Origin of the sequence: Apibacter sp. B3935 (assembly GCF_009827705.1) — a bacterium.
Taxonomy (GTDB): domain Bacteria; phylum Bacteroidota; class Bacteroidia; order Flavobacteriales; family Weeksellaceae; genus Apibacter.
The window spans coordinates 268474-291350 of sequence record NZ_WINL01000003.1 but is presented as its reverse complement, the minus strand read 5'-3'; the positions used below and the strand labels follow the sequence as shown (position 1 = coordinate 291350).

Annotated in this window: 21 protein-coding genes; 13 read left to right on the top strand and 8 right to left on the bottom strand. The window is 29.6% G+C overall.

Annotation, left to right across the window (positions count from 1 at the left end):
• The first annotated feature begins 22 nt into the window (after nucleotides 1–22).
• Genes argB through argH form a run of 3 tightly spaced genes read left to right on the top strand, consistent with a single transcriptional unit; the run spans nucleotide 23 to nucleotide 3208 of the window.
• On the top strand, nucleotides 23–805 hold the full coding sequence (argB, locus tag GFV00_RS07085; protein ID WP_160557499.1) for an acetylglutamate kinase: 783 nt from the start codon (nucleotides 23–25) through the stop codon (nucleotides 803–805).
• 9 nt (nucleotides 806–814) lie between these two features.
• Nucleotides 815–1891 (top strand): M20 family metallo-hydrolase, encoded by a 1077-nt coding sequence (locus tag GFV00_RS07080; protein ID WP_160542805.1) that lies wholly within the window; start codon nucleotides 815–817, stop codon nucleotides 1889–1891.
• 30 nt (nucleotides 1892–1921) lie between these two features.
• Entirely contained in the window at nucleotides 1922–3208 is a 1287-nt protein-coding gene (argH, locus tag GFV00_RS07075) for an argininosuccinate lyase (RefSeq protein ID WP_160557500.1), read from the top strand.
• Here the strand turns inward: argH and GFV00_RS07070 are convergent.
• On the bottom strand, nucleotides 3205–4191 hold the full coding sequence (locus GFV00_RS07070) for a YeiH family protein (RefSeq protein WP_160557501.1): 987 nt from the start codon (nucleotides 4189–4191) through the stop codon (nucleotides 3205–3207). The two genes, argH and GFV00_RS07070, sit on opposite strands and share 4 nt — an antisense overlap.
• Before the next feature lie 53 nt (nucleotides 4192–4244).
• Nucleotides 4245–5144, bottom strand: coding sequence for a LysR family transcriptional regulator (locus tag GFV00_RS07065; protein ID WP_160557502.1), 900 nt, complete (start codon nucleotides 5142–5144; stop codon nucleotides 4245–4247).
• A 215-nt stretch (nucleotides 5145–5359) separates the two neighbouring features.
• On the opposite strand from GFV00_RS07065, the gene GFV00_RS07060 reads away from it, so the two are divergent.
• From GFV00_RS07060 to GFV00_RS07035, 6 genes are all read left to right on the top strand, one after another.
• Nucleotides 5360–5839, top strand: a complete 480-nt coding sequence (locus GFV00_RS07060; protein WP_105297142.1) for a BON domain-containing protein — start codon at nucleotides 5360–5362, stop codon at nucleotides 5837–5839.
• Nucleotides 5840–5843: 4 nt separating this feature from the next.
• Entirely contained in the window at nucleotides 5844–6263 is a 420-nt protein-coding gene (locus GFV00_RS07055; protein WP_160557503.1) for an SH3 domain-containing protein, read from the top strand.
• A gap of 341 nt (nucleotides 6264–6604) precedes the next feature.
• Entirely contained in the window at nucleotides 6605–7756 is a 1152-nt protein-coding gene (locus GFV00_RS07050) for an ATP-binding cassette domain-containing protein (RefSeq protein ID WP_160557504.1), read from the top strand.
• Nucleotides 7757–7777: 21 nt separating this feature from the next.
• A complete protein-coding gene (locus tag GFV00_RS07045) occupies nucleotides 7778–9160 on the top strand; it encodes a hypothetical protein (protein ID WP_160557505.1) in 1383 nt (460 codons plus the stop codon).
• A 70-nt stretch (nucleotides 9161–9230) separates the two neighbouring features.
• Nucleotides 9231–10625, top strand: a complete 1395-nt coding sequence (locus tag GFV00_RS07040) for a HAMP domain-containing sensor histidine kinase (protein WP_160557506.1) — start codon at nucleotides 9231–9233, stop codon at nucleotides 10623–10625.
• Entirely contained in the window at nucleotides 10618–11313 is a 696-nt protein-coding gene (locus tag GFV00_RS07035; protein ID WP_160557507.1) for a methyltransferase, read from the top strand. Before GFV00_RS07040 ends, GFV00_RS07035 begins: the two co-directional genes overlap by 8 nt.
• Here the strand turns inward: GFV00_RS07035 and GFV00_RS07030 are convergent.
• Nucleotides 11308–11670: a YraN family protein gene (locus tag GFV00_RS07030; protein ID WP_160557508.1), complete on the bottom strand. Its 363-nt coding sequence runs from the start codon at nucleotides 11668–11670 to the stop codon at nucleotides 11308–11310. The genes GFV00_RS07035 and GFV00_RS07030 overlap by 6 nt on opposite strands.
• A gap of 38 nt (nucleotides 11671–11708) precedes the next feature.
• Between GFV00_RS07030 and GFV00_RS07025 the strand changes: the two genes are divergently transcribed.
• Entirely contained in the window at nucleotides 11709–12527 is an 819-nt protein-coding gene (locus GFV00_RS07025; RefSeq protein WP_160557509.1) for a hypothetical protein, read from the top strand.
• A gap of 1008 nt (nucleotides 12528–13535) precedes the next feature.
• On the opposite strand, the gene GFV00_RS07020 is transcribed toward GFV00_RS07025, so the two are convergent.
• The 5 genes from GFV00_RS07020 to rsmA form a co-directional block, all read right to left on the bottom strand.
• Complete coding sequence (locus GFV00_RS07020; protein WP_160557510.1) at nucleotides 13536–16616, bottom strand: exodeoxyribonuclease V subunit beta; 3081 nt, start codon at nucleotides 16614–16616, stop codon at nucleotides 13536–13538.
• 83 nt (nucleotides 16617–16699) lie between these two features.
• A complete protein-coding gene (locus tag GFV00_RS07015) occupies nucleotides 16700–17704 on the bottom strand; it encodes a cytochrome d ubiquinol oxidase subunit II (protein WP_160557511.1) in 1005 nt (334 codons plus the stop codon).
• A gap of 3 nt (nucleotides 17705–17707) precedes the next feature.
• A complete protein-coding gene (locus tag GFV00_RS07010) occupies nucleotides 17708–19045 on the bottom strand; it encodes a cytochrome ubiquinol oxidase subunit I (protein ID WP_160557512.1) in 1338 nt (445 codons plus the stop codon).
• Between the two features lie 580 nt (nucleotides 19046–19625).
• On the bottom strand, nucleotides 19626–19847 hold the full coding sequence (locus tag GFV00_RS07005; protein ID WP_255449742.1) for a YHS domain-containing protein: 222 nt from the start codon (nucleotides 19845–19847) through the stop codon (nucleotides 19626–19628).
• Nucleotides 19848–19931: 84 nt separating this feature from the next.
• Entirely contained in the window at nucleotides 19932–20696 is a 765-nt protein-coding gene (gene rsmA / locus GFV00_RS07000; RefSeq protein WP_160557514.1) for a 16S rRNA (adenine(1518)-N(6)/adenine(1519)-N(6))-dimethyltransferase RsmA, read from the bottom strand.
• Between the two features lie 88 nt (nucleotides 20697–20784).
• On the opposite strand from rsmA, the gene GFV00_RS06995 reads away from it, so the two are divergent.
• Genes GFV00_RS06995 through GFV00_RS06985 form a run of 3 tightly spaced genes read left to right on the top strand, consistent with a single transcriptional unit; the run spans nucleotide 20785 to nucleotide 22824 of the window.
• The gene (locus tag GFV00_RS06995; RefSeq protein ID WP_105297125.1) at nucleotides 20785–21684 is read left to right on the top strand and encodes an ABC transporter permease; all 900 of its coding nucleotides are present in this window, start codon (nucleotides 20785–20787) and stop codon (nucleotides 21682–21684) included.
• A gap of 28 nt (nucleotides 21685–21712) precedes the next feature.
• Entirely contained in the window at nucleotides 21713–22006 is a 294-nt protein-coding gene (locus tag GFV00_RS06990; protein ID WP_105297124.1) for a DUF3098 domain-containing protein, read from the top strand.
• The gene (locus tag GFV00_RS06985) at nucleotides 22003–22824 is read left to right on the top strand and encodes an undecaprenyl-diphosphate phosphatase (RefSeq protein WP_160542423.1); all 822 of its coding nucleotides are present in this window, start codon (nucleotides 22003–22005) and stop codon (nucleotides 22822–22824) included. Before GFV00_RS06990 ends, GFV00_RS06985 begins: the two co-directional genes overlap by 4 nt.
• Nucleotides 22825–22877: the final 53 nt, after the last annotated feature.

Genomic DNA, 22877 nt, shown 5'->3' with positions numbered 1-22877 from the left:
CAAACAACCCAATAAGTTGAATATGGAAAAGAAAAAATTAACCGTTATAAAAATAGGAGGAAATGTAATTGATAATCAAAAAGTCCTTACTCAATTTTTACAAGATTTTTCTAAGTTGGAAACTCCGAAAATTTTAGTCCATGGAGGGGGAAAAGCAGCTACAAGATTAGCGGGTAAATTGGGGGTTGAATCGATCATGATTGAAGGACGAAGAGTAACTAACGAAGAAATGCTAGATGTGGCAATAATGACGTATGCAGGACTTTGCAATAAAAAAATTGTAGCTCAACTTCAAAGTTTACAAACCTCTGCTATCGGGCTAACCGGTGCTGATGGAAATTCTATTGTTTCGAAAAGGAGAGAAAATAGCACCTATGATTATGGATATGTTGGGGATATCATTGAAATTAACTCTGAATGGATTAAATGTTTACTCGATACCGATACGATTCCTGTATTCTGTGCAATTACCCACGATAAAAAAGGACAGCTGCTTAACACGAATGCTGATTCCATTGCTCAATTTTTGGCTGTGGGCCTATCCTCTTTTTATGAAACCACTTTATTGTATTGTTTTGAAAAAAAGGGTGTTTTACAAGATATTGAAGACGAAAATAGTATTATTGAAACGATAAATTACAGTTCCTATCAACAATTAAAAAAGGATAATATTATTCACTCGGGTATGATCCCAAAACTTGATAATTGTTTTGAAGCGCTGAAACAGGGAGTTAAAAATATTATTATTTCTAACCCTGAAATAATTAACAACTTTAATCATTCTCATACTTGTATTACCTTATAATTAAGTCTTATGAAAACCATTGAACAACTAACTTATGAAGCAATTGACTTGTTAAAAAAATTAATTGCAACTCCCTCTTTTTCCGGAGAAGAACATCATACCGCTTTATTGATTGAAGCTTGGTTCAGACATCATTCAATTCCTTATGAAAGAGAGAATAATAATATATGGGCATATAATAAATATGTGGATGAAAACAAACCTTATTTATTGCTGAATTCTCATCAAGATACTGTTTTTCCTAACAAAGACTATACTCATAATCCTTTTGATGCCATTGAAAAAGAGGGTAAAATATTCGGTTTAGGTTCCAATGATGCCGGAGGATGTTTGGTGTCTCTTCTAGCCACATTTACTTATTTTTATTTACATAAGAATATGAAATATAATTTAATTATGGTGGCTTCCGCTGAAGAAGAAAACAGTGGAAAAAAAGGTCTAAACAGTGTGTTGGCTCACTTGCCACCATTGGAATGTGCTATTATAGGAGAACCTACTCAAATGCAACTTGCCATTGCTGAAAAAGGCTTGCTTGTTTTAGACGTTCTCGTAAAAGGAACTGCCAGTCATGCAGCTCATAATAATCCTGATAATTCCATTTATAATGCTTTTGAGGTAATTGAATGGTTTAAAAATTTCTCATTTGAAAAAATATCAGAAGTTTTAGGACCTATGAAAATGACAGTTTCTCAAATTGAAGCAGGTAAACAACACAATCTTGTACCTGAAGAATGTCGCTTGGTGGTAGATATCCGTGTGAATGATTGTTATACAAACGAAGAAATACTATCAATAGTAAAGAAAAATTTATCATCTGAAAGGGTGATAATTACTCCCCGATCATTGAAACTTAAATCTTCTTCCATTCCCAAAACTCATCCGTTAGTTATATCCGGAATTGCTCTGGGGAGAGAAACTTATGGGTCTCCTACTCTTTCAGATCAAGCCGTCTTACAATGTCCTTCTTTAAAAATGGGGCCGGGAAATTCTTTACGATCTCACACTGCCGATGAATATATTTTTAGGGAGGAAATTGTAGAAGCAATTCCTCTGTATATAGAATTATTAAATCAAACGATCTTATAAAAGATAATTGAAACTATTAAATTTTAAAAAATGAAGCTTTGGGAAAAAGGTATACCGACTGATCAGAGAATTGATTTATTTACCGTAGGTAATGATCGGGAATTAGATATTGTTTTAGCTAAATATGACGTGTTAGGTTCATTAGCTCAAACTAAGATGTTGTATCAAGTAGGGCTTATTACGGAAAATGAAAAAAAAGATTTACTTCAAGCATTAAATGAAATTCTCACAGATATAGAAAATCATACGTTTAAAATTGAAGAAAATTTTGAAGATGTACATTCTAAAATAGAATTTTTACTAACTGAAAAAGTGGGCGATGCCGGTAAAAAGATTCATACGGCTCGTTCCCGCAATGATCAGGTTTTAGTTGATATGAACTTATATCTGAAAGATGAATTAAAAGTGATTAAAGATCAAAGTCGTAAACTTTTTGATCTTCTACTGATTCTTGCAGAAAAAAATAAAAACATTTTATTGCCCGGATATACGCATTTTCAAATAGCTATGCCCTCTTCCTTCGGAATGTGGTTTTCTGCATATGCTGAAAGTTTGATTGATGATGTAATTTTACTTAATGCAGCTTTAAAAATAGTCGATCAAAATCCTTTAGGATCAGCAGCGGGATATGGTAGTTCTTTTCCTATAGATCGAACGTTTACTACTCGAGAATTGGATTTTAAAACATTAAAATTTAATTCCGTTGCCGCACAAATGAGTCGAGGTAAATCGGAAAAAAGCACGGCATATGCTCTTAGCAGCTTGGCCGGTACTTTATCCAAGTTAGCAATGGATGTAACTTTATATTTAAGTCAAAATTTTAACTTTCTTTCACTTCCCATTCATTTGACAACGGGTTCCAGCATTATGCCTCATAAAAAAAATCCCGATGTTTTTGAATTGATACGAGGAAAATGCAATAAAATACAAGCTTTGCCTTATGAGTTGACTTTGATAACCAATAATCTTCCTAGTGGATATCATAGAGATTTACAGTTATTAAAAGAAGGAATTATTCCGGGAATACAAAATTGTAAGGCATGTTTAGAAATGGCTCATTATTCTCTTCAAGATATACAAGTTAATAAAAATATCCTCGATGATCCTAAATACGATTATTTATTTACCGTAGATGCTCTCAATGAATTGGTAGCTGAGGGAATTCCGTTTCGTGACGCTTATAAAATAATCGGTCAAAAGGTGGAACAGGGAACGTTTCAATCTCCTAAAAAAACTACTCATACGCATGAAGGAAGCATAAACAATTTGTGTTTAGAGGAAATTAAAAAGAAAATGGATGATTATTGGATGGATTAATTCATCCTATATACGAGTAAAATCAAAGTTAAAAAAGATACACTTGTCCATAAGATAACGCCCAAAAGTAAAGGTTTTATACCGATTTTTTTTAAGGTTTGCAAACTTAATCCTGCTCCTATTAAAAATAAGGTTACGGTTAGTTCTCGTTTAGCTGCCATAACCAACCCATGGTCAATAATCTTAAATACAGGAAAGTATTGGGGTAAATAGGTATTACTTATCATGGCCGCAATAAATAAAAATATAAAGTAAGGTAGTTTTATTTTCTTATGTATATTTTCCTTATCTTCTTTAAAAGTCAATATAATCAGAAAAGATAAGGGAATGATCCATAAGGCTCTTTCCAGCTTAACCGTCGTCGCAATTTCTAAGGCTCTTGAACCATAGTGCTGTGCAGCACCAACAACAGAACTTGTATCATGTATAGCCAATGCAGACCAATATCCGAATTGTTCTTGTGAAAAATGTATTAGATGTCCTATTGCCGGAAATATAAATAAAGCAATGGAATTTAAAATAAAAATAGTCGCTAAAGACAGGCTGGTTTCTTCTTCATCTGCATGGATAAGCGGGGCAATGGCAGCTATAGCACTTCCACCACATATAGCAGTTCCTGATGATATCAACAAAGTTATTTTCCTGTCAATTTTAAAAAATTTTCCTATCAATATTCCCAAGAATAAGGTCAGAAAAATTGATCCAACCGTTAATAACAATCCTTCTTTACCAACTTGAATTGCTGTATTTAAATTCATCCCAAATCCCAATCCTATAACAGAAAGTTGAAGAAGATAGCGCGTTATTTTTTTAGTAAAGGCGGGATAAGGATTACCGAAACTAAAGGAAAATAACATTCCCAACAATAACGCTAGAGGGGTGTCTATAGATACAACCAGGCAAAGTAAACCTAAAAGAATAAAAATTATTTTTTTTACCCGATCATTGGAGACTAATTTTTTCTTGGTTGTTGCTTGATTCATAAGACAAATATCCTTTAATGAATACAAATCTGCCAATGAAAAAATGTTATTCCTTATAAGGATGGGTTATAATGTGAAGTAGCAAATTTTATAAAAAGATCTGAATTTCCTTCGGGAACTCCTTGCTTATAAACAAAATAAAACCAGCGTTTTATATCTATTCCTTCTATATCAATTACTTGAAATTCTCCTTTTTTTATATCTTTAGTTACTGCTGCAATGGATATAAAACCTATACTGTTGGTATGGGTAAGGTAGGACTTGATGCCTTCTGTACTTCCTAAATGCATAGCAATGTTCAGATCTTTAAGCTGTATATTGACAGCTTGGAAAGCATCTCGTATAATATCCAAACTTCCTGAGCCTAATTCTCTCAAAACTAGAGGTACTTTTTTCAATTCATCTAAAGTCAAAATTTCTTTTTTTGAAATTTCCTGTGAGGTGTGTGCAATGGCAACAATTTCATCTTTTAAAAAAGGAAGGTATTTAAGTTGCTTATTTTTGGGTTTGCCTTCAACCATTCCTAACTCAATTTTTTTCTCAATCAGATATTTTTCAATTTCTTCTGTATTTGCGGTTATAAGAGACATTTTAATTTTCGGATGCTTGGAATGAAATTGAGACATTAAAGCAGGAAGTAAATATTGGCCTAAAGTAGTGCTTGCTCCTAGTTGAAAAGTTCCTGAAAAATTTTCTTTCAGTAAATCAAAATCATATTGTATTTGTTTATAGATATTCATGATTTTTTCTGAATGGATCAATAATATTTTACCGGCATCGGTAAGCTCTATTTTATTTCCTTTTCGAAGAAAAAGGGTTAAATCATATTCGGATTCCAACTCCTTTATATTTTTAGTCACAGCAGGTTGTGAAATATATAATTCCTCGGCAGCTTTGGTAAAACTTAAATTTTTAGCTACAGCATAAAATATTTTCAATCGGAAATCAGACATTATAATTTTTATTATTTCTTGCTAAGTAAATTACTATAAATATTTTATTAAATCATACAATTATTGATTTATGAAAAAAATTGAACCTATTCAAATTAACTTTTATCCTTCGATCCTTTTTTCAACACAAGTGTAAATGTATATATATGGAATAATTTTTGTTTTGGATGGGTATTAAACAATGTTAATTTTAAATAGACCTAAAAAACCAAATTATGAAACAATTAAAAAAAATTTTATGGGCTTTTGCATTAATGGGTACGCTGAGCTTTTCTTTGACATCATGTAAAAATGAGCCTAAAGATTCAGATTTAGTTACCAAGGCAAAATCCGTTATTCCTGAAGGAGTTACTATTGATGTTAAAAAAGGGGTGGCTACACTTACCGGAGAGTATAACGATAATGACGCTAAACAATCAACTGAAAATGCTGTTAAAGCAATACCGGGTATAAAATCTGTTGAAGATAATGCAACGGTTAAATCAGAATCAGGTGATGTAGTGGTTTCTGTGGATTCCGTATTAAAATCTAAAGTAAATGATATTTTAAAAGGGTATACCGGTGTTACAGCGGATATAAATGATGGTGTGGTAACTCTTAATGGTGAATTAAATAGGAGCGAATTGCCTCGACTTATGCAAGCAATTAATACGCTGCAACCAAAAAAAATTGAACAAAAATTATTACTAAAATAGAAGTATGGCTTTACAAGATAAATACGCAGATTTAATAAATAAGGCGAAAAGTCTGGGAACAACAAATCTTTCTGTTAAAGAACAAAATAATGTTCTTTATATTGATGGAGAGGTTCCGAATGGAGAGTCTAAAGATCAGTTGTGGGCCACATATAATAAAATTGATCCTGATTTTAGATCCGCTGATTTAATTTTAAATATTAATGTATCACCCAATGCTCCTTCTTCTAAATATAAAGTAACCACTCAAAGTTCTAATTTAAACATTAGAAAAGGACCGGGTACGGATCAACCTATTTTAGGAAAAGCCGCACATCAATCTACGGTAACTTTTCTGAGCAAATATAACGATGATTGGTATTTAATACGATCTGAAGATGGAACCGAAGGATATTGTAATACTGAATATTTAACGGCTATATAAAATTATTATACTTAAATATTTTTTGAGAGGGCTGGAATTAATTTTCTTGCCCTTTTTTTATCCAATTAAATATACCGGAATTATATTTATATCTTTTTAAGATTGCTTTACCTGTTGATACTATGACTTTTAAAAAACATTTAAATATTCTGTTTGTTGGTGCATCTATTAAAATTAAGATTGAATTATAGATTCTTAGGATTGATTTTTGCTAGTATTTTATCTAAAATTTTTATTTAGACGGTTTTTATTTATTTTGTGCTTAATTATATTTTAAATTTACAATTATCTAAAAATTTTTATCAATAGAGAACTAGTATTATTTTAATACCAATATTTAAATGAATTTATTCGAAAAGCAATTCCAAGATATTGTACAATTTTTACAGTTTGATGATTACTCTTTAGTTTTAAAAAGAATTATTGATTTAACGCTAGATACGGAAGAAGTTTCTTTTTATAAGAAAACGAGTGATTTACTTCAATGGGTTGATTATAATGAATCCAATGAAAAAGGAAAAAAGGAAAAATATTCTGTCATCTTAAATGAACTTTATCAATTTCTTTCTAAAAAAGAAATTCATGAACCGAAAAGACTTCTTGAAGCCGAAAAAGTTAAAAAATCATACAGTAAATCTGCTTTTTCTTTAGGCCCTATAAGCTTAAAAATTTCCGAAGGAGAAATTATTGGTTTAGTGGGAGAAAATGGAAACGGTAAAACTTCTTTGCTTAGACTTTTATGTGGAGAATTGGAAGCGACTGAGGGAAGTATATCTTATACACTGGATTTTAAAGATCGATATGAATTAAGAACTAAGTTGATTTATATTCCTCAAAGGCCGAATATATGGTACGGTTCTATATTAGATAATCTTCAATTTACTGCATCTTCTTATAATATTAAGGGAGAAGAAAACGAATTAATGGTTGATTTGATTACCTCCAGAATGGGATTGCGAAATTATCGAAAAATGAATTGGGCTAATCTTTCTTCAGGATATAAAATGAGGTTTGAATTAGCCCGAATGTTACTTAGAAAACCTAAACTTTTACTGATTGATGAGCCTTTAGCTAATTTAGATATTCTTTCTCAACAAACGGTATTGGAAGATTTTAAAGCAATAGCAAAATCTCCATTCAGACCTTTGGGTATCGTTGTCAGCTCCCAACAATTGTATGAAGTGGAAAAAAATTCCGATCAAGTGCTATTCTTAAAACATGGGGAACAAAAAAATATAATAAGTAAGAGTTCTGATAAAAAGGAATTGCCTGAATTGATTATTGAGTTTGAATCGGAATGGCCTCAGGAAAAACTTTATGCTTCTTTATCTAAAATCTCTTTACTAAAATTACAATATAATGGAGGTTCTTATATTGCGCATTTTCCTGATACTACGTCGGTGAATAATTTTTTAACTCTTTGTATTGAGGATCAGATGCCTATTAAGTATTTTAGAAATATATCTGATTCAACTCGTAGATTTTTTATTTAATTCTTTTAAAAATCCGTGATCATGTTTACAAAAACACAAAAACGTTTGCTAGAAAATTACCCTATTTTATGGAACACAAAATTTGTTCCGATGGGTATAACAGTTCTATTTATTAATATTTTTTTCTTTATTGCGGGTTATTTTTCCGGAGCTATTAATTTTTATGAAACGGATTATGATTTAAATAGTACCACTGTCATCTATCTTATTTCAATTTTAGCTAGTTTATTAATTCTCATTATATGGCTATTATTTTATATAAAGAACAACGGCTTTAAATCCTTTTACCCTAAAAAATCCAATGCTTTATATTTGGAATGGTTGCTAACTTTTATCTTACTCGCAGGCAATCTATCATATCCTTTCAGTTACTCCCAGGGTATCAAATATAAAGTGAGAACTTATGCTTCAAAACAGGAAATTTATGAAGCTAAAAAAATAGTGGATCAAATTCAAATATTAATACCTGATTCGTATAATTATTATCAATTCAGTCCTATCGAGAATACTATTGATTCTTTAGAAAAAGATCCTGATTCAACTTCCATGCATTTATCTCTTCTGAATTTTTATCCATATAATAAGGAAATTGAAAAAGTTAAAGATTGGTTAATTAACGAACAAAAAGATAGCATACGAAATTTAATTCGGGAATATTTATATCTTCAAAAAAAACATAATCTTTCTACCAATCTTACTGTAGATAGCTGGATGAAATTAGTTTATAATCCTCCCAAATATATTGTGACTCAATCAAATTATATTAGCAATTCGAAAATTCAAAATGATGATAACATAAAAAATTACGTAGAATTTAAAAAACTCGATTTTGCTTATCAAAAAATGTATGATGCATATAATAATGGGAATTTTTACAATGAATTTATTTTAATCATTTTATATATTGCTTTAAGTTTATCTATTGCAATAGTATCCTTTCGTACAACAAGTGGAAAAGCCTGGCTAATCGCATTTATAACATTTGGATTACTTATTTTTATTAACGGAATTATTTCTGTTATATTCCTTCTATTTCCCTTTAACGTTGAGGAGTCTAATATCATTTATTTAATAGATATTTATTGGACATTTATATTTTTATATATGTGCATATACGTCATATTTAAACTTTATAAAAAAAGCGCAAAGAATAAATCAACTATACTGATAAATTTGATTTTATGGATTTTACCCTATATGCCTATACTTTATTATACAACTTTTATGACGTCAATAAGTGAATCCGTATATAGTAAATATTTGAACCATTATATTAGTACTATATACCTTTACTTTTATAATCATTCAACCGCCTTTTTCTGGATTAATCTTATATTTGTAATTATCATTTTATTCTTTATAGCTAAAATAATAAAAAACTGGAAAGCTTTGCCTGAAGAATAGATGAAATTAACCCTATTTTTTATTTTAAATGTACAAAAGATTCCCATTATCCTTGCGAATTTTTTTAGTGATGATCCTCGTTGTGGTCAGCACTATATTTGCCATGGGATTGATAACTTTTTATCAATATATAAGAATTGCGGAGGAATATAACAATAAAAGGCTAGAAAGAAAGGAACAATTAATTATAGAAACTTTCGATTATCTCATTTCTAATCGAAATACAAAACCGGAGGAGGTTAAAAATAAAATTGGCAATAAAATTTATGAAATTTCAGATATAAATAATATCGATATAAATTTTTATTCCCTGGATGGAAAATATATTTTAGGAAATAAATTACCTAATCCAAAGACTGAATTTGTCCCTAAAGAAATCTTAAAAAACCTGAATGTAAATAACGACCGTATAGAGGTTATAAACAAGCTTCCCAATTCAGAAGAAAGTTTTACGTCCGTATACAGATATATTTACAACAATGATTATCAACCTATTACAATTATAAATTTTCCATTTTTACACGATGAAGCATTTCTAAAAAAAGATTTTTATTCCTTATTATATAGATATCTTGTTATCATGCTTATCGTATTAATTGTAAGTGGCATTTTTTCTTGGTTCTTTTCACTTACTTTAACCAGAAAAATTAAAGATATTGCTTATCGGCTTAGGGATACCGGCGCACTTACTCATAATAGACCCCTTTTATATAATTATATTGATGAAGTGAGTCCATTGGTTAAAGCTTACAATATTATGCTGAATAAATTTAGAGAGCAAACTGATGCACTGGTTAAAAAGGAAAAAGATAATGCTTGGCAGGAAATGGCGAGACAGGTGGCTCACGAAATCAAAAATCCGCTTACCCCTATGCGGCTCGAAATTCAAAGTTTTCAATTAAGATTTAATCCTGAAGATCCACAAATTCATGAAAAGTTAGATTCATTAACCCGTTCATTAATACAACAAATAGATACTATTGCCTCGATTGCCGGTGCATTTTCAGACTTTGCAAAAATGCCTGTAAAAAAGGATGAAAAATTAAACGTAATTGAAGTTGCTAAAATTTCGTTAGAAATATTTCCATCTCAACAAATTTCACTGGATACAATTGATGAATTGGTCATTTTAAATATCGATCCTAATTTATTGAACCGCATATTAACCAATTTAATAAAAAACGCTTTTCAATCGATACCGGAAGGAAGAACTCCCCATATTATTGTAAAAATCAGACAAGACATACGAATGGTTTATTTTTCTGTTATTGATAACGGAAATGGAATTCCGGAAGAAATAAAAAGCAAAATTTTTACTCCTCAATTTTCAACTAAAACCAGTGGAAGTGGTTTAGGTTTAGCTATCATAAAAAAGCTTATCGAAGAATATAATGGGTCTATAACCTTTATGTCTGAAGAAGGGAAAGGAACAATTTTCAAATTTGAAATTCCTAAAGGTGAATAATATTTTTAAGTTTAAAAAATTTAATATACTTCAAAATAATTCCGTATTTAAAGTAGGCACGGATAGTGTATTATTGGGTTGTTTTGCTGATATACATAATGCCTCCCGTATTCTTGATATCGGTACCGGTACAGGGATTCTTTCGTTAATGTGCGCGCAAAGAAATCCCACTTCTTATATTACAGCCATTGATTCTGAAATCAATGCGTATTCTTTGGCCTTGGAAAATTTTAAAAATTCTCCTTTTTCTCAAAAGATCACAAGTATCCATTGCGATTTAGACCTTTTCTTTAGTGATATATTATTTGAATATATTATTTGTAATCCTCCTTATTTTAAAATTTCCGAAATATTACATCGCAAACATCCTGTCGCCAGGCATCAAATAAAACTGAATTATCATCTTCTTATTAAAAAATCAGCATCATTACTATCTCAAAATGGAAAAATCGGATACATTTTTCCCATAGAAAATGAGCAAGAAATACTTGAACTATCAAATAGATATAATTTATTTCCCAATCGCATTATATATATATCAGGAATAAGAAATGGAAAAATTAAAAGAATTTTCCTTGAACTTAGCAGAGAAGATAAAAATCCTATAATTGAAAACTTTGTTATCGAAGAAAAAAGTCGTATTTGGTCTGAAGAATATAAAAAATTAACATCAGAGTTCTATTTATAATATCATAGAAAAAGCGTCTTTTATATGTTCAATTTTCCATATGTAATCTTTTTTTATGATGGAAATAATATCGAACCTTACATTGACATCCATTTCTTTACAAAGCACATATTCATTTGCTGCTTTAATCAATAATTTTCTTTTTGATCTGGTTACCGCCTCTATGGGATCGATGATAGTTGTATAGTTTCTAGCCTTAACTTCTACTATTACCAACTCGGAACCATTTTTAGCAATAATATCAATTTCCGCCTTATCATATTTCCAATTTCTATCTAATATTTCATATCCTATATCTAAAAGATAATGAAATGCTTTCATTTCCGCTTCTTTTCCAAATTCATTATGATAAGCCACACTATATTTTTTAGTTTATTAATTAAAATTATATTTATATGAAATACAAATATATTATATTTGAAAAAAAATCCTGTATGAGGTATACGAACCTATTAATATTTAGTTTTTTTAGTTTCTTCATTTTTTTCTCCTGTGGAGATGAAAATTTTGAACCCTATCCTAATCATGAATTTGATAATCATAAAGGATTATTACCTTCAGAATATATAAAAACTGAAATAGATAAAAATACGGGGAATAAAGTAACTGTAACTACTTCGATGCAATACGATAATTTGAATAGATTAATAAATATTAAATCGTCTATCTCAGATTCGATAACTAATATCCATATGATCTCTTATAATGAAAGTAATGGAAAAGTTTATACCGTTACTACCGAAAACGCCCAAGGGACTTATTTTTATTCTTATGAATATACCAAACCCGGTATTATACTAGAGCATAGAAGTTTTAAAACAAATCCTCCTCCCGGATATCCTGAAATTGAACCTTATACAAGAACGTTAACTGTTTCAGGCGATAAACTATTAAAAATAGAAGATCCAAAAGATGTACAAACCCATCTTTTCAAATACGATAAATACGGAAATTTAATTCAATTTGACACTACTATTTATACTTATGATATCTTAAAAGGCTTGATGAACAATGTAAAAACTCCTCATTGGTTATTTGCAGCATTTGAAGGAAATTTTCCATTCACTTACAATCTAGTTAATAATATTACCGGTGATAATAAGGGAACTGTTTATAATTATGAATATAATAAAGAGTTACATCCTGATTATCCTTCAAAAATTATTCTTAATAATACAGATGAAATAATTATTAATTACATAATTGCTAAATAAATCAAGATTTACCCTTTTAAATATATATCCTCTTAAATCTTAATTTTATGAAATTTATTATTGAAAGTAATAAAAATAAAATATTATTCTCAAATTTATTGCATTAACTAACACTAAAAATGATTATATAATTACTTATGAGCTACATTTATAATGTAGCTTTTTGCTTTATATATCTACCTTTTCAAGTTATCTTATTTAAAAATCTAGAGCCATTACGATATTTAATTTTAATAGTTTTTACAAGCATATTCAAAGCTGGATATAATAGTTAATATTTTTTGTTATAAGTTAAACATAAAGATTAATAAATAAGTTAAAATAAGTAATCGATGAGATCGTAATATTATTACAAAATCCCCCCTTGATTTAACCATTAAAGCTAGAAGATTCTTTTTGAACATGACCACTGTACCCTTTATTAATCAAATATCTACAAAATAAGTCTCAGAATTTTTTATTACAATTTAAACAAACTTTTTCTACTTTTCCATTTTTAGTAAAACCTAAAAATATTAATGGCCAAAAGATAATAGCTAGAAGACAACCTCTTCCCCATCCAAATTGTTTTTTAGTATGAACGTAAATATTACTACTCCCACAATTAGGGCATTTAATGTTTAGATCAGATTTTATATTCTCCATAAAAATATAAATTTTAAATTTCTACCCAATATAATAATATAACATAAAAAAACTAATATATACTAATAAATATTTGTTCAATACTAATAAAAATCATGTTAAAAATATAAAAAAACTTTTTTATTTTACTGACTCTATAAATCCTTTCTATATGTATTCTACTTTATACGGTCTACCCAATGACAATTTAATTTATCTGAGTGCTTTGACAAATTATTATTGTAATATTCTTACTACGGCATTCGATGAAATATGTGATAGTTACTTAATAAGTATTTCATAGTTGATTTCATAAAAAAGTTGAATTAGTTTTTAAAAAAATTATTTCAATTAATGTAATATGAAATAAACTTTTGTTAAAGATCAAACATATATCACTTCCACATCATCTGAAGAAATATAAACCAATAATTTACTTGCAACTTTTTTATTCATTCCAACTAAGGCTTTTTCATATAACGAAATTTGTTTTTTATGACCGGTTAATTTTTCACCCGTTTTGAAATCAATAAGTGTTAATGAATCTTGCTTTTCTATGATTCGATCGGGGCGGTAAATTTTTCCTTCATATATTATTTCCCGTTCTTGATATACAGTGATCCCTTTTGAAAAATAATCTTTTATTTGAGGATTGGATATAACTTTTTGTATTATATTTTCAATTTCTGCTTCCTGACCGATTGGAATCAATCCCGTCAAAGTTAATTTTTTAATTACCAATGGCAGATCTTTCGGCGTATTAATTTCTGCTAAAATAGCATGTATACTATTACCGTATTGAATGTCTTCGTTCTCCTCACTATAAAATTTATGAGCCTCGGAACTTACTTTTATTTTAGAATTCCATCTTTCAGAAGTCCATTGTATTTTTTCTTCTTGAACAATATTTTTTGCGCTTTTTTCATTATTTTTCTTAAAATCGGGAGCAGGATAAAGTTCAACTATTCCTTCTGAAGATTTCCCTTGCTGAATTAAAAATTCACCCAACGAACTTAATTTATCTTTTCTTTCTTCCAATAAAAATAATTGTTGTGACGCCCGTGTGGTTGCAACATATTGTATACATAATTCATCTATCTTATTTTCAAATTCTCGGATAGTTACCACCTCCTTTATACTATCAGCGGTATCATCTAAGCCTGATTTTGAAGATGTGTAAAACTTATCAAACCCATTATATAAGTCTTTATCAAGTGGAAACCAATATTCCTCTTTTCTAGAATTGCTATCGATCATAGGATATATTACAATTGGAAATTCCAATCCTTTAGATTTATGTATAGTCATGATCTGGATGGCATTTCGATTATCGGGAAATCGTATGGATAATCCCGGGCTTTTTAATTCCCAATATTCTAAAAATTCTTGTAAACTTATAACTCCGTTCTTTTCCAACTGAACTATCATATCCAATAAGGCAGAAATATATAAATCTTCTTTCTCTCCAAACCCTAAAGAATTAGTAAATTCTTCTACATAATCATAAAAGCTCAAATTATATATTTGTTGATAAGGCAAAGAAATATTCAATTTTTCTTTAAACCAATTAATAATATCGTCAAAATCCAAATCTTTTATTTTACGAATTTCTTCTGTAAAATCTTCAAATTCCGCTCTACCTATGGTAAAAAGAAGATGAAGCATTCTCACCAAATTTTCTTTGTCTTCAGGATTGGAAATCCATTGTAAAGCATAAATAAGAGCTTGGATTTCAGGGGACGATACAACTAATAACGCTTCTTCTGTTAAAATAGGATAACTTTTTTCTGCAATTTTATCTACAATGGAAACACTATGCTTTTTATTTCTGACTAAAATAGTTATATCTTTAAAATCAAAACCATTCTGTAATGACTCTTCAATTATTTCAACAATTCTTTCTTCTAAGAGATTTTCTTCTTTTGGAGATATAAATGATACCTGTACCCTTCCCCCTTTGGGTAAGTGGGAGATTTGCTGTGCATGGACTCCAAACAATGAAGAATATTCGGGATTATTTACTAAATAAGTAGATAAAAATTGATAATAGGTATTATTAAAATCAACAATATTGGGCAAACTTCTGAAATTATTCTGCAAAGTTTTTACATGAATACCCTTGTCTTCTGCATTAGCTATAAGATCAATTAATATTTCAGGATTTCCCGAACGAAATCTGTAAATGGCTTGCTTGGGATCACCAACCAAAGTAATTGTATTTCCATCTGAGACTTTTGCATTATCTAACAAAGGAATTATATTATTCCATTGAAGTTGTGAGGTGTCTTGAAATTCATCTATAAAGTAGTGATTATATCTCCCCCCTAATTTTTCATATATAAAGGCTACCGGTTCCTCTTTTAAATGAGTTCCTATAATAGGATTTACATCTGATAGAAATACTACATCATTTTCTGTTTTTCGTCTGTGTAAAAATCGATTAATTTCAGATTGTAATTCAATCGTAATTAGATTTTTACGAACAGATTCATCTACTTTAATTCTAATGATTGCTTGTTTTATTTTATAAAATGCCTCAATAATTTGCGGTGCAATACCCTTTATATCTTCTTCATGAATCGATTTTGATTTTGCATATTTTTCTTTTTCACAAAAAGCTTTATAATACGAAGAAGATAAGTTTATACTAAGTATTTTGCTCGAATCCTGCATTTTATAAAAAAATCCGGCCATACCTCTCGCTCCTTGATAAAAATCTCCTACTTCTAAACCGTTGGATTCAAATAACGCTATAATTTCATCGGCTGTTTTTTGTATTAAGGTATAATTTTCCTGTACTCGCCTACTTATCAACTGATTCAATTTTCTAAAATCTTCAATCTCTTTAGAAGTCAAAGAATTAATCTGTTCCAGATTCTTTTCTTTTAAAAAATTTTGTGAGGAAGTCAATAATTCCTTTCTAATATCTGTAGATGATTCGTTCTCGAATTTCCAAAATATATAATTTAAAATGACCTCAGCAAAAGGATTATCTGTTCCTAATTCATCTACTAATTCATCAATTGACTGTTTGAGATATTCCGAAGAATCCAGTTCCACCGCAAACGAATACGACAACCCCAATTCTTTGGTAAATGCCTTCATCAATCGTAAATTAAATTTGTCAATGGTGCTGATGGAAAATAAAGAATAATGGTGTAATATGTAGGATAAGGCCTTTTTCGATCGCTGATGTAAAAGAGATATATCTATATTCAGTTCTTGAGATATCTGCTGTAAAACTATATTCGTTTGATAATTTTTTTCATCTGAAAAATCTTTTAACCATGAAAGTATGCGCGTTTTCATTTCATTAGCTGCTTTATTGGTAAAAGTTACTGCTACTATGGAACGCACAGACTCTACGGAATCATTTTGCAATAGGATACAAAGGAAATTTTTCACTAAAGTAAACGTTTTCCCTGCACCTGCAGATGCATTGTATATCGTATAGCTTGAACTCATTCAGATGAAAATTAAAAAAGGATTTAACAAAATTAGTTAAATCCTTAATAGTATGGAATTTTATAACTTAATAAAGCTTTTCTCTATCTTCTTTTTTGAAATGAATAAATCAAATGGAATACTCCCGGAAGTATAAAAATACTTCCTAACATTAGTGCCCATGCTAGCATTGCAATAGTTTTATGTATATATTGGTCTTCAATCAAAGATAGACTCCCCTGTTTTAATATAACTAAATTAGGATAATGTTGGTAGGTTACCGCAAACAATATAGTCAATACCTGAAACCCTGCTAATACTCTTATCCAAGAATATTTCTTTTCTTTCAATGCATATAAAGTTACAAAAACAGATACGGTTGCTAAAATTACCGCAATCCATCCGACTGTTTCTCCAAATATCCATCGAATTAAAGGAACATGTGAAAAATAAGCACATACAAATACCAAACCTCCGGTAACTATCACTACAAATAAAAATATAGTAAGTTTTTTAGATAAATATTCACGATCATCAAAATTTTTAACTTGAGACAATGAATAGGAAACAGCCAAATATCCACAAATACTGCAAGTAAAAACACCTAGCGCACATCCAAACGGAGTAAGCCAACTCCAAATATAAGCATTCATAAAATCGGTAGGTTCTACATCAATAGTTCCGGAAACCGTTGCTGCTGCTATTATACCTAAGAAAAAAGGTGTGATTACACTGGAATATCTAAATATTTTATTATAAACAAATTGCCAATGATCTTTAACCGCATCGTAATTTCGAAAAGAAAAGGCAGTTCCCCTAGCAATTATACCTATAAGCATTAATAGTAAAGGTATATGTAAATAGGTTGATAGTACCGAATAAATATCAGGAAACCCTACAAAAAGAATTACAATTACAATGATCAACCACATATGGTTAGCTTCCCATACGGGACCCATTTCTTCATACATGATTTTTTCAATCCTTTTTTCATTTTTGTGTTTGCTGAATAATTCTAAAATTCCAACTCCAAAATCTGCACCTCCTAATAGTAAATACAAAGCGATCGCTGTCCAGAGGAAAAAGATTACTACATATAAATAAAACATACTCTACTTCTTATTAGGTTTATAATTCTTATCCGTTGCGTCATATAATATAGGAACCATTTTCATTTGCCTATATAAAAGGAAAATTACAATGGCTGATAATGAAATAAAAATAGCTGTGAATAAATAGAATGAATATGCTATTCCGGGCATAGGTGTTACGGCATCAGCTGTCCTCATTACTTTATAAATAATCCACGGTTGACGTCCAACTTCAGTTACGGTCCATCCTGCCTCCAGCGCTATATATCCCAAGGGGGTAGCTATTACAAATAATTTATAAATCCATTTTTTTGTAAGCCACTTTTTAGTTTTGAATCGTGCCAATAAATATATAACCGCCAATATCATTAATGCCACACCTAATATAATCATGATTTGAAAGGAATAATGCGTAATTGCCATGGGCGGTCTATCGTCTTTGGGAAAATCAGTGATTCCTTTAACCGGATCTTTTACATTTCCATAAGCTAAAAAACTTAATAAACCGGGTATTTTTATAGCGTAATCAACTCTTTCTTCCTTCTCATTAACAATACCTCCTAAAATAAATGAGGCCGGGGCTTCTGTATGGAAGTGCGCTTCCATGGCTGCCAACTTTTCCGGCTGTCTTCTACTTACATCTTTCGCAGAGATATCTCCACTTAAAGGTTGAATCAAAGCTGCAATACATGCACAAGTGGCAGCAATTTTAAATGCTTTACTATGAAATTCGATATTCTTTTTCTTTAAGATCATGAATGCATGCATACCGGCTACGGCAAATCCGGTAGCCACAAATGCAGCTATTATCATATGTAATGCCTGTGAAAACCAAGCGTCATTAAACATTGCCTTTACAGGGTCTATGTTTATATAGTTTCCGTTAACATAGTCGAACCCTGCAGGACTATTCATCCATGCATTAGCTGCTAAAACCAGTATACCTGATGACAATCCGCTAATTCCAACTAATAATCCTGTTAACCAGTGAAACCAAGGGTTGAATTTATTCCAACCGTAAAGAAAGAATCCTATAGCTATAGCTTCTACGAAAAAGGCAGTACCTTCTAAAGAAAAAGGCATTCCAAAAATTGGACCTGCATGTTTCATGAATTCAGGCCAAAGCAATCCTAATTCAAATGAAAGCATGGTACCTGAAACCGCTCCGGTTGCAAATAATATTGCGATTCCTTTACTCCAAGCCTTTGTTAGACCTTTGTATACTTCATCTCCGGTCTTTAAATATTTATAATGTGAAATTGCCATAAAGAAAGGCATAACCATACCTATACATGAAAATATGATATGGAATCCTAATGAAACTGCCATCTGCGATCGAGCAGCAATAAAATCATTCATCGAAAAAACAAATTAAAGGGTGCAAATTTATAATAATTCTTAACTTTTAAAATCATTTAATAAAAAGTTTTACTATAAGTCATGATTTATTTTATCATTATATAACAATAATTTAATTAAGATAGTTATATAATTATGTTTTTTTAGCATAATTATTATAGTTGCTTTCACTTATTATAAAAAACAACACATATTCATTATTGTTAAACAAATTATTATTTTTTATTAAAAAATTATGCCGAAAATTTAGAATTATTAATTAAAATCTTATTTTTTGAGGTCAAACTTCAAAAAATAGAATTTTTAACATCAATATTTAGTTGTAACTAGATTTTAATTATTGAGGTTCAATTAATTTAAAATTTACCTTAAGTACGCATGGTTTTAATTCATTAAATTAAATGAGCTAAGCGCTAAAAAGAAGGAGGAGTTTACTTATTATTTAATTTATATTTACAATGAGCTAAAATTAAGAGCTTTTAAAAGAATTAAACCCATTCAGTTATGAAACTTTATTTAGATTAATAAAGTTTCCAATTATATGTTACTAACATTATTATTTTTCGAATGTCAAAATAATTTACTCATTTTTAGATAAATATTTTTCCGGATTTTTTTTGAATTCTTCCTTACAATGTGAACTGCAAAAACCATATAATTTACCTTGATAATTTAAGGTATCTTTTAAATTTTCATGGGTAGACATACTACATACAGGATCTACTTCATTCACAACTTTTACGTTGGGGAGTATTTCTTCCTTGCTAGTATCCTTATTATTCTTAAACTCACAAGATGCCATCAACATCATTACAATTATATTGAGTGCGATAAATTTTATATTTTTTTTCATTAGTTATGAATTTTAATTTTAAAATATGAAGTTTTAATTTGAACTCCATAATCGAGCTAAATGCATGAAATCTTCTACAGATAATTGTTCGGCGCGTAGATTTAAAAATTCATGGGATTCAAGATGTTGAGGAATGTTTAAAACTTTTAATGCATTTTTCAGTGTTTTTCGTCTTTGATTAAATCCTGCCTTTACTATTTTAAAAAAGAATTCATCATCTATTCCCTCTATTTTATCTCTATATCGTTTTAAGCGTATAACTGCCGATTTAACTTTGGGAGGTGGTGTAAATACATTTTCATGAACAGTAAATAGGTAGTCTACGTTATAATATGCTTGGGTTAAAACGGACAATATACCATAAATTTTATTTCCTTTTTGAGCGGCAATTCTTTCTGCTACTTCTTTTTGAAACATTCCAACCATTTCAGGTATTTTATGTTTATTTTCTAAAATCTTAAAAACAATTTGTGAAGAAATGTTGTAGGGAAAATTACCAATTACAGCAAAATTATCTGAAAATAATTCCTCAAATTCTAACTTTAGAAAATCACCTACGATATTGTTTTCCAGTTGAGGATAATTTATTTTTAAATAATCTACAGATTCCTTATCAATTTCAGCAACATATACTTTCACCTGTTTTTGAAGTAAAAACTGAGTCAGAACTCCCATACCCGGACCAACTTCCAACACTAAGTCATACGGATGATAGCTTAATGAATCTACTATTTTTGAGGCGATGTTCTGATCATTTAGAAAATGTTGCCCTAAATGCTTTTTAGGTTTAACTTTCAATTGTATCTTTATTTTAACAATAATTTATATCCAAAATTACACTAAAATAAATGAAGTTTTTATATTTTAGCGAATATTTTATAAAAATATGGCCAATAAAACAGACAAGCTAAATAAGGGAAGATTGCGTTCTTCTAACATTACTGTAGTCATCAGTATTTCTTTAGTCTTATTTTTAATTGGAATCATTGGCATGATTGTAATTAATGCCAATTCTTATATTGATTATTTGAAAGAACAAATGGTGATTGAAGTTTTCTTTAAAAACGACAGAAACAAAAATAATCTAATAAAAAATGAAAAAGCCCAACTAAATTATCTTGACAGTATACAAGTAAATCCTTACGTAAAAAAGGCTAAGTATATATCTAAAGAACAAGCAACTTACACCGCAAAAAAAGATTTAGGAGTTGACTCTCAATCTCTTTTCGAAGAAGATATATTTCCGGCTTCCATTACTATCGCTTTAAAACCGGAATATACTGATTCTGTACATATTGAAACTATAAAAAAGCAAATTCAAAAAAATGTTTTAGTTGATGAGGTTAAATCCGACAGTAATTTATTAACTCAGATGAATAAAGGAGTTCGAAAAATTACGTTAGGTATTTCCATACTTGCCGGTATTATCTTATTAATTGCCATTTCATTAATTAATAATTCCATTCGATTGAAAATTTACGCTAAAAGATTTATAATCAAAACCATGCAATTAGTGGGTGCAAAGCGTTTATTCATTATGAAACCTTTTTTAATTCAATCGGTAATTTTAGGAGCCATAGGATCTGCAATAGCCTTAGTTCTTTTATTCGCCGTAAATTATATGCTTATCCGTTATAATATTCTTCCGCCAATTGTAGATTATTCTAACCATATTATCTTGTCTTTATTTATTTTGCTTATTGGAATTTTGATTACAACGGTTAGTACATGGTTTGCAACTTGGAGATATTTAAAACTTAAAATTGATGATCTATATTATTCATAATTCTTAAATTGGCTGAAAATTTAATTTTATGAAAGATCAACCATCAAAAAATATATATTCTGAATCTGATAAACCTTTTTTATTTGGAAAAAGAAATTATACATTTATGTTTATCGGTTTGGGGTTAATTGCTCTAGGTCTTATTTTGATGACAGGACCGGATGCGAATACTGTAAATGGAGTTTATGATAAGAATAACTGGAACGAAGATATTTTTAGTTTCAGAAGAATTCGACTGGCCCCAATTCTTATTGTTCTTGGGTTTTTAGTCGAAATTTATTCAATCATGACTTATTCTAATCCAAAAAAGAACTCTAAATGAATACGTTAGAAGCGATCATTATTGCTATTGTTGAAGGTCTTACAGAATATTTACCTGTTTCCTCAACTGCCCATATGATTTTTACCAGTTCCATTTTAGGAATACAAGAAAATAACTTTGTAAAAATGTTTGAATATTGTATTCAACTGGGCGCAATCTTAGCTGTTGTTGTTTTATACTGGAAAAAATTTTTCGATTTTAAAAGATTAAATTTTTATTTGAAATTAATATGTGCTGTAATTCCTGCTTTAATTTTAGGCAAATTATTTAATGAAAAAATTGATGCTATTTTAGAAAAACCCATTCCTATTGCCATCGTTTTAGTTGTTGGCGGATTTATACTTCTGTTTGTAGATCGTTTTTTTAAAAATCCTACTATACTTAAAGAAGAGGATATTTCAATTAAACAAGCTGTAATTATAGGTTTTTGGCAATGTTTAGCAATGATGCCGGGTACCAGCCGATCTGCAGCCTCAATTATTGGCGGAATGCAACAAAAATTAAGCCGGGAGGTTGCCGCTGAATTTTCTTTTTTTCTGGCAGTTCCAACTATGCTGGCGGTTACTGTATATTCTCTTACATTAAAAACATGGGAAGAAAATGGAATCAGCATGAAAGGGTATGAACTATTGGCTTCAAATAGTAATCAAATGTGGCTTTTTATTTTAGGAAACCTTGTTGCCTTTGTAGTAGCAATTTTTGCTATTAAATTTTTTGTTGGAGTGATTAAAAAATACGGATTTAAAATTTGGGGCTGGTACAGAATTATTATAGGTTCTTTATTATTGATATATTTTATTTACTTCCAAAAAGCTTAAAATTTTGAGTTTTATTTATTAAATATTTTCTTACAATTTAAAAAAGTTGAATT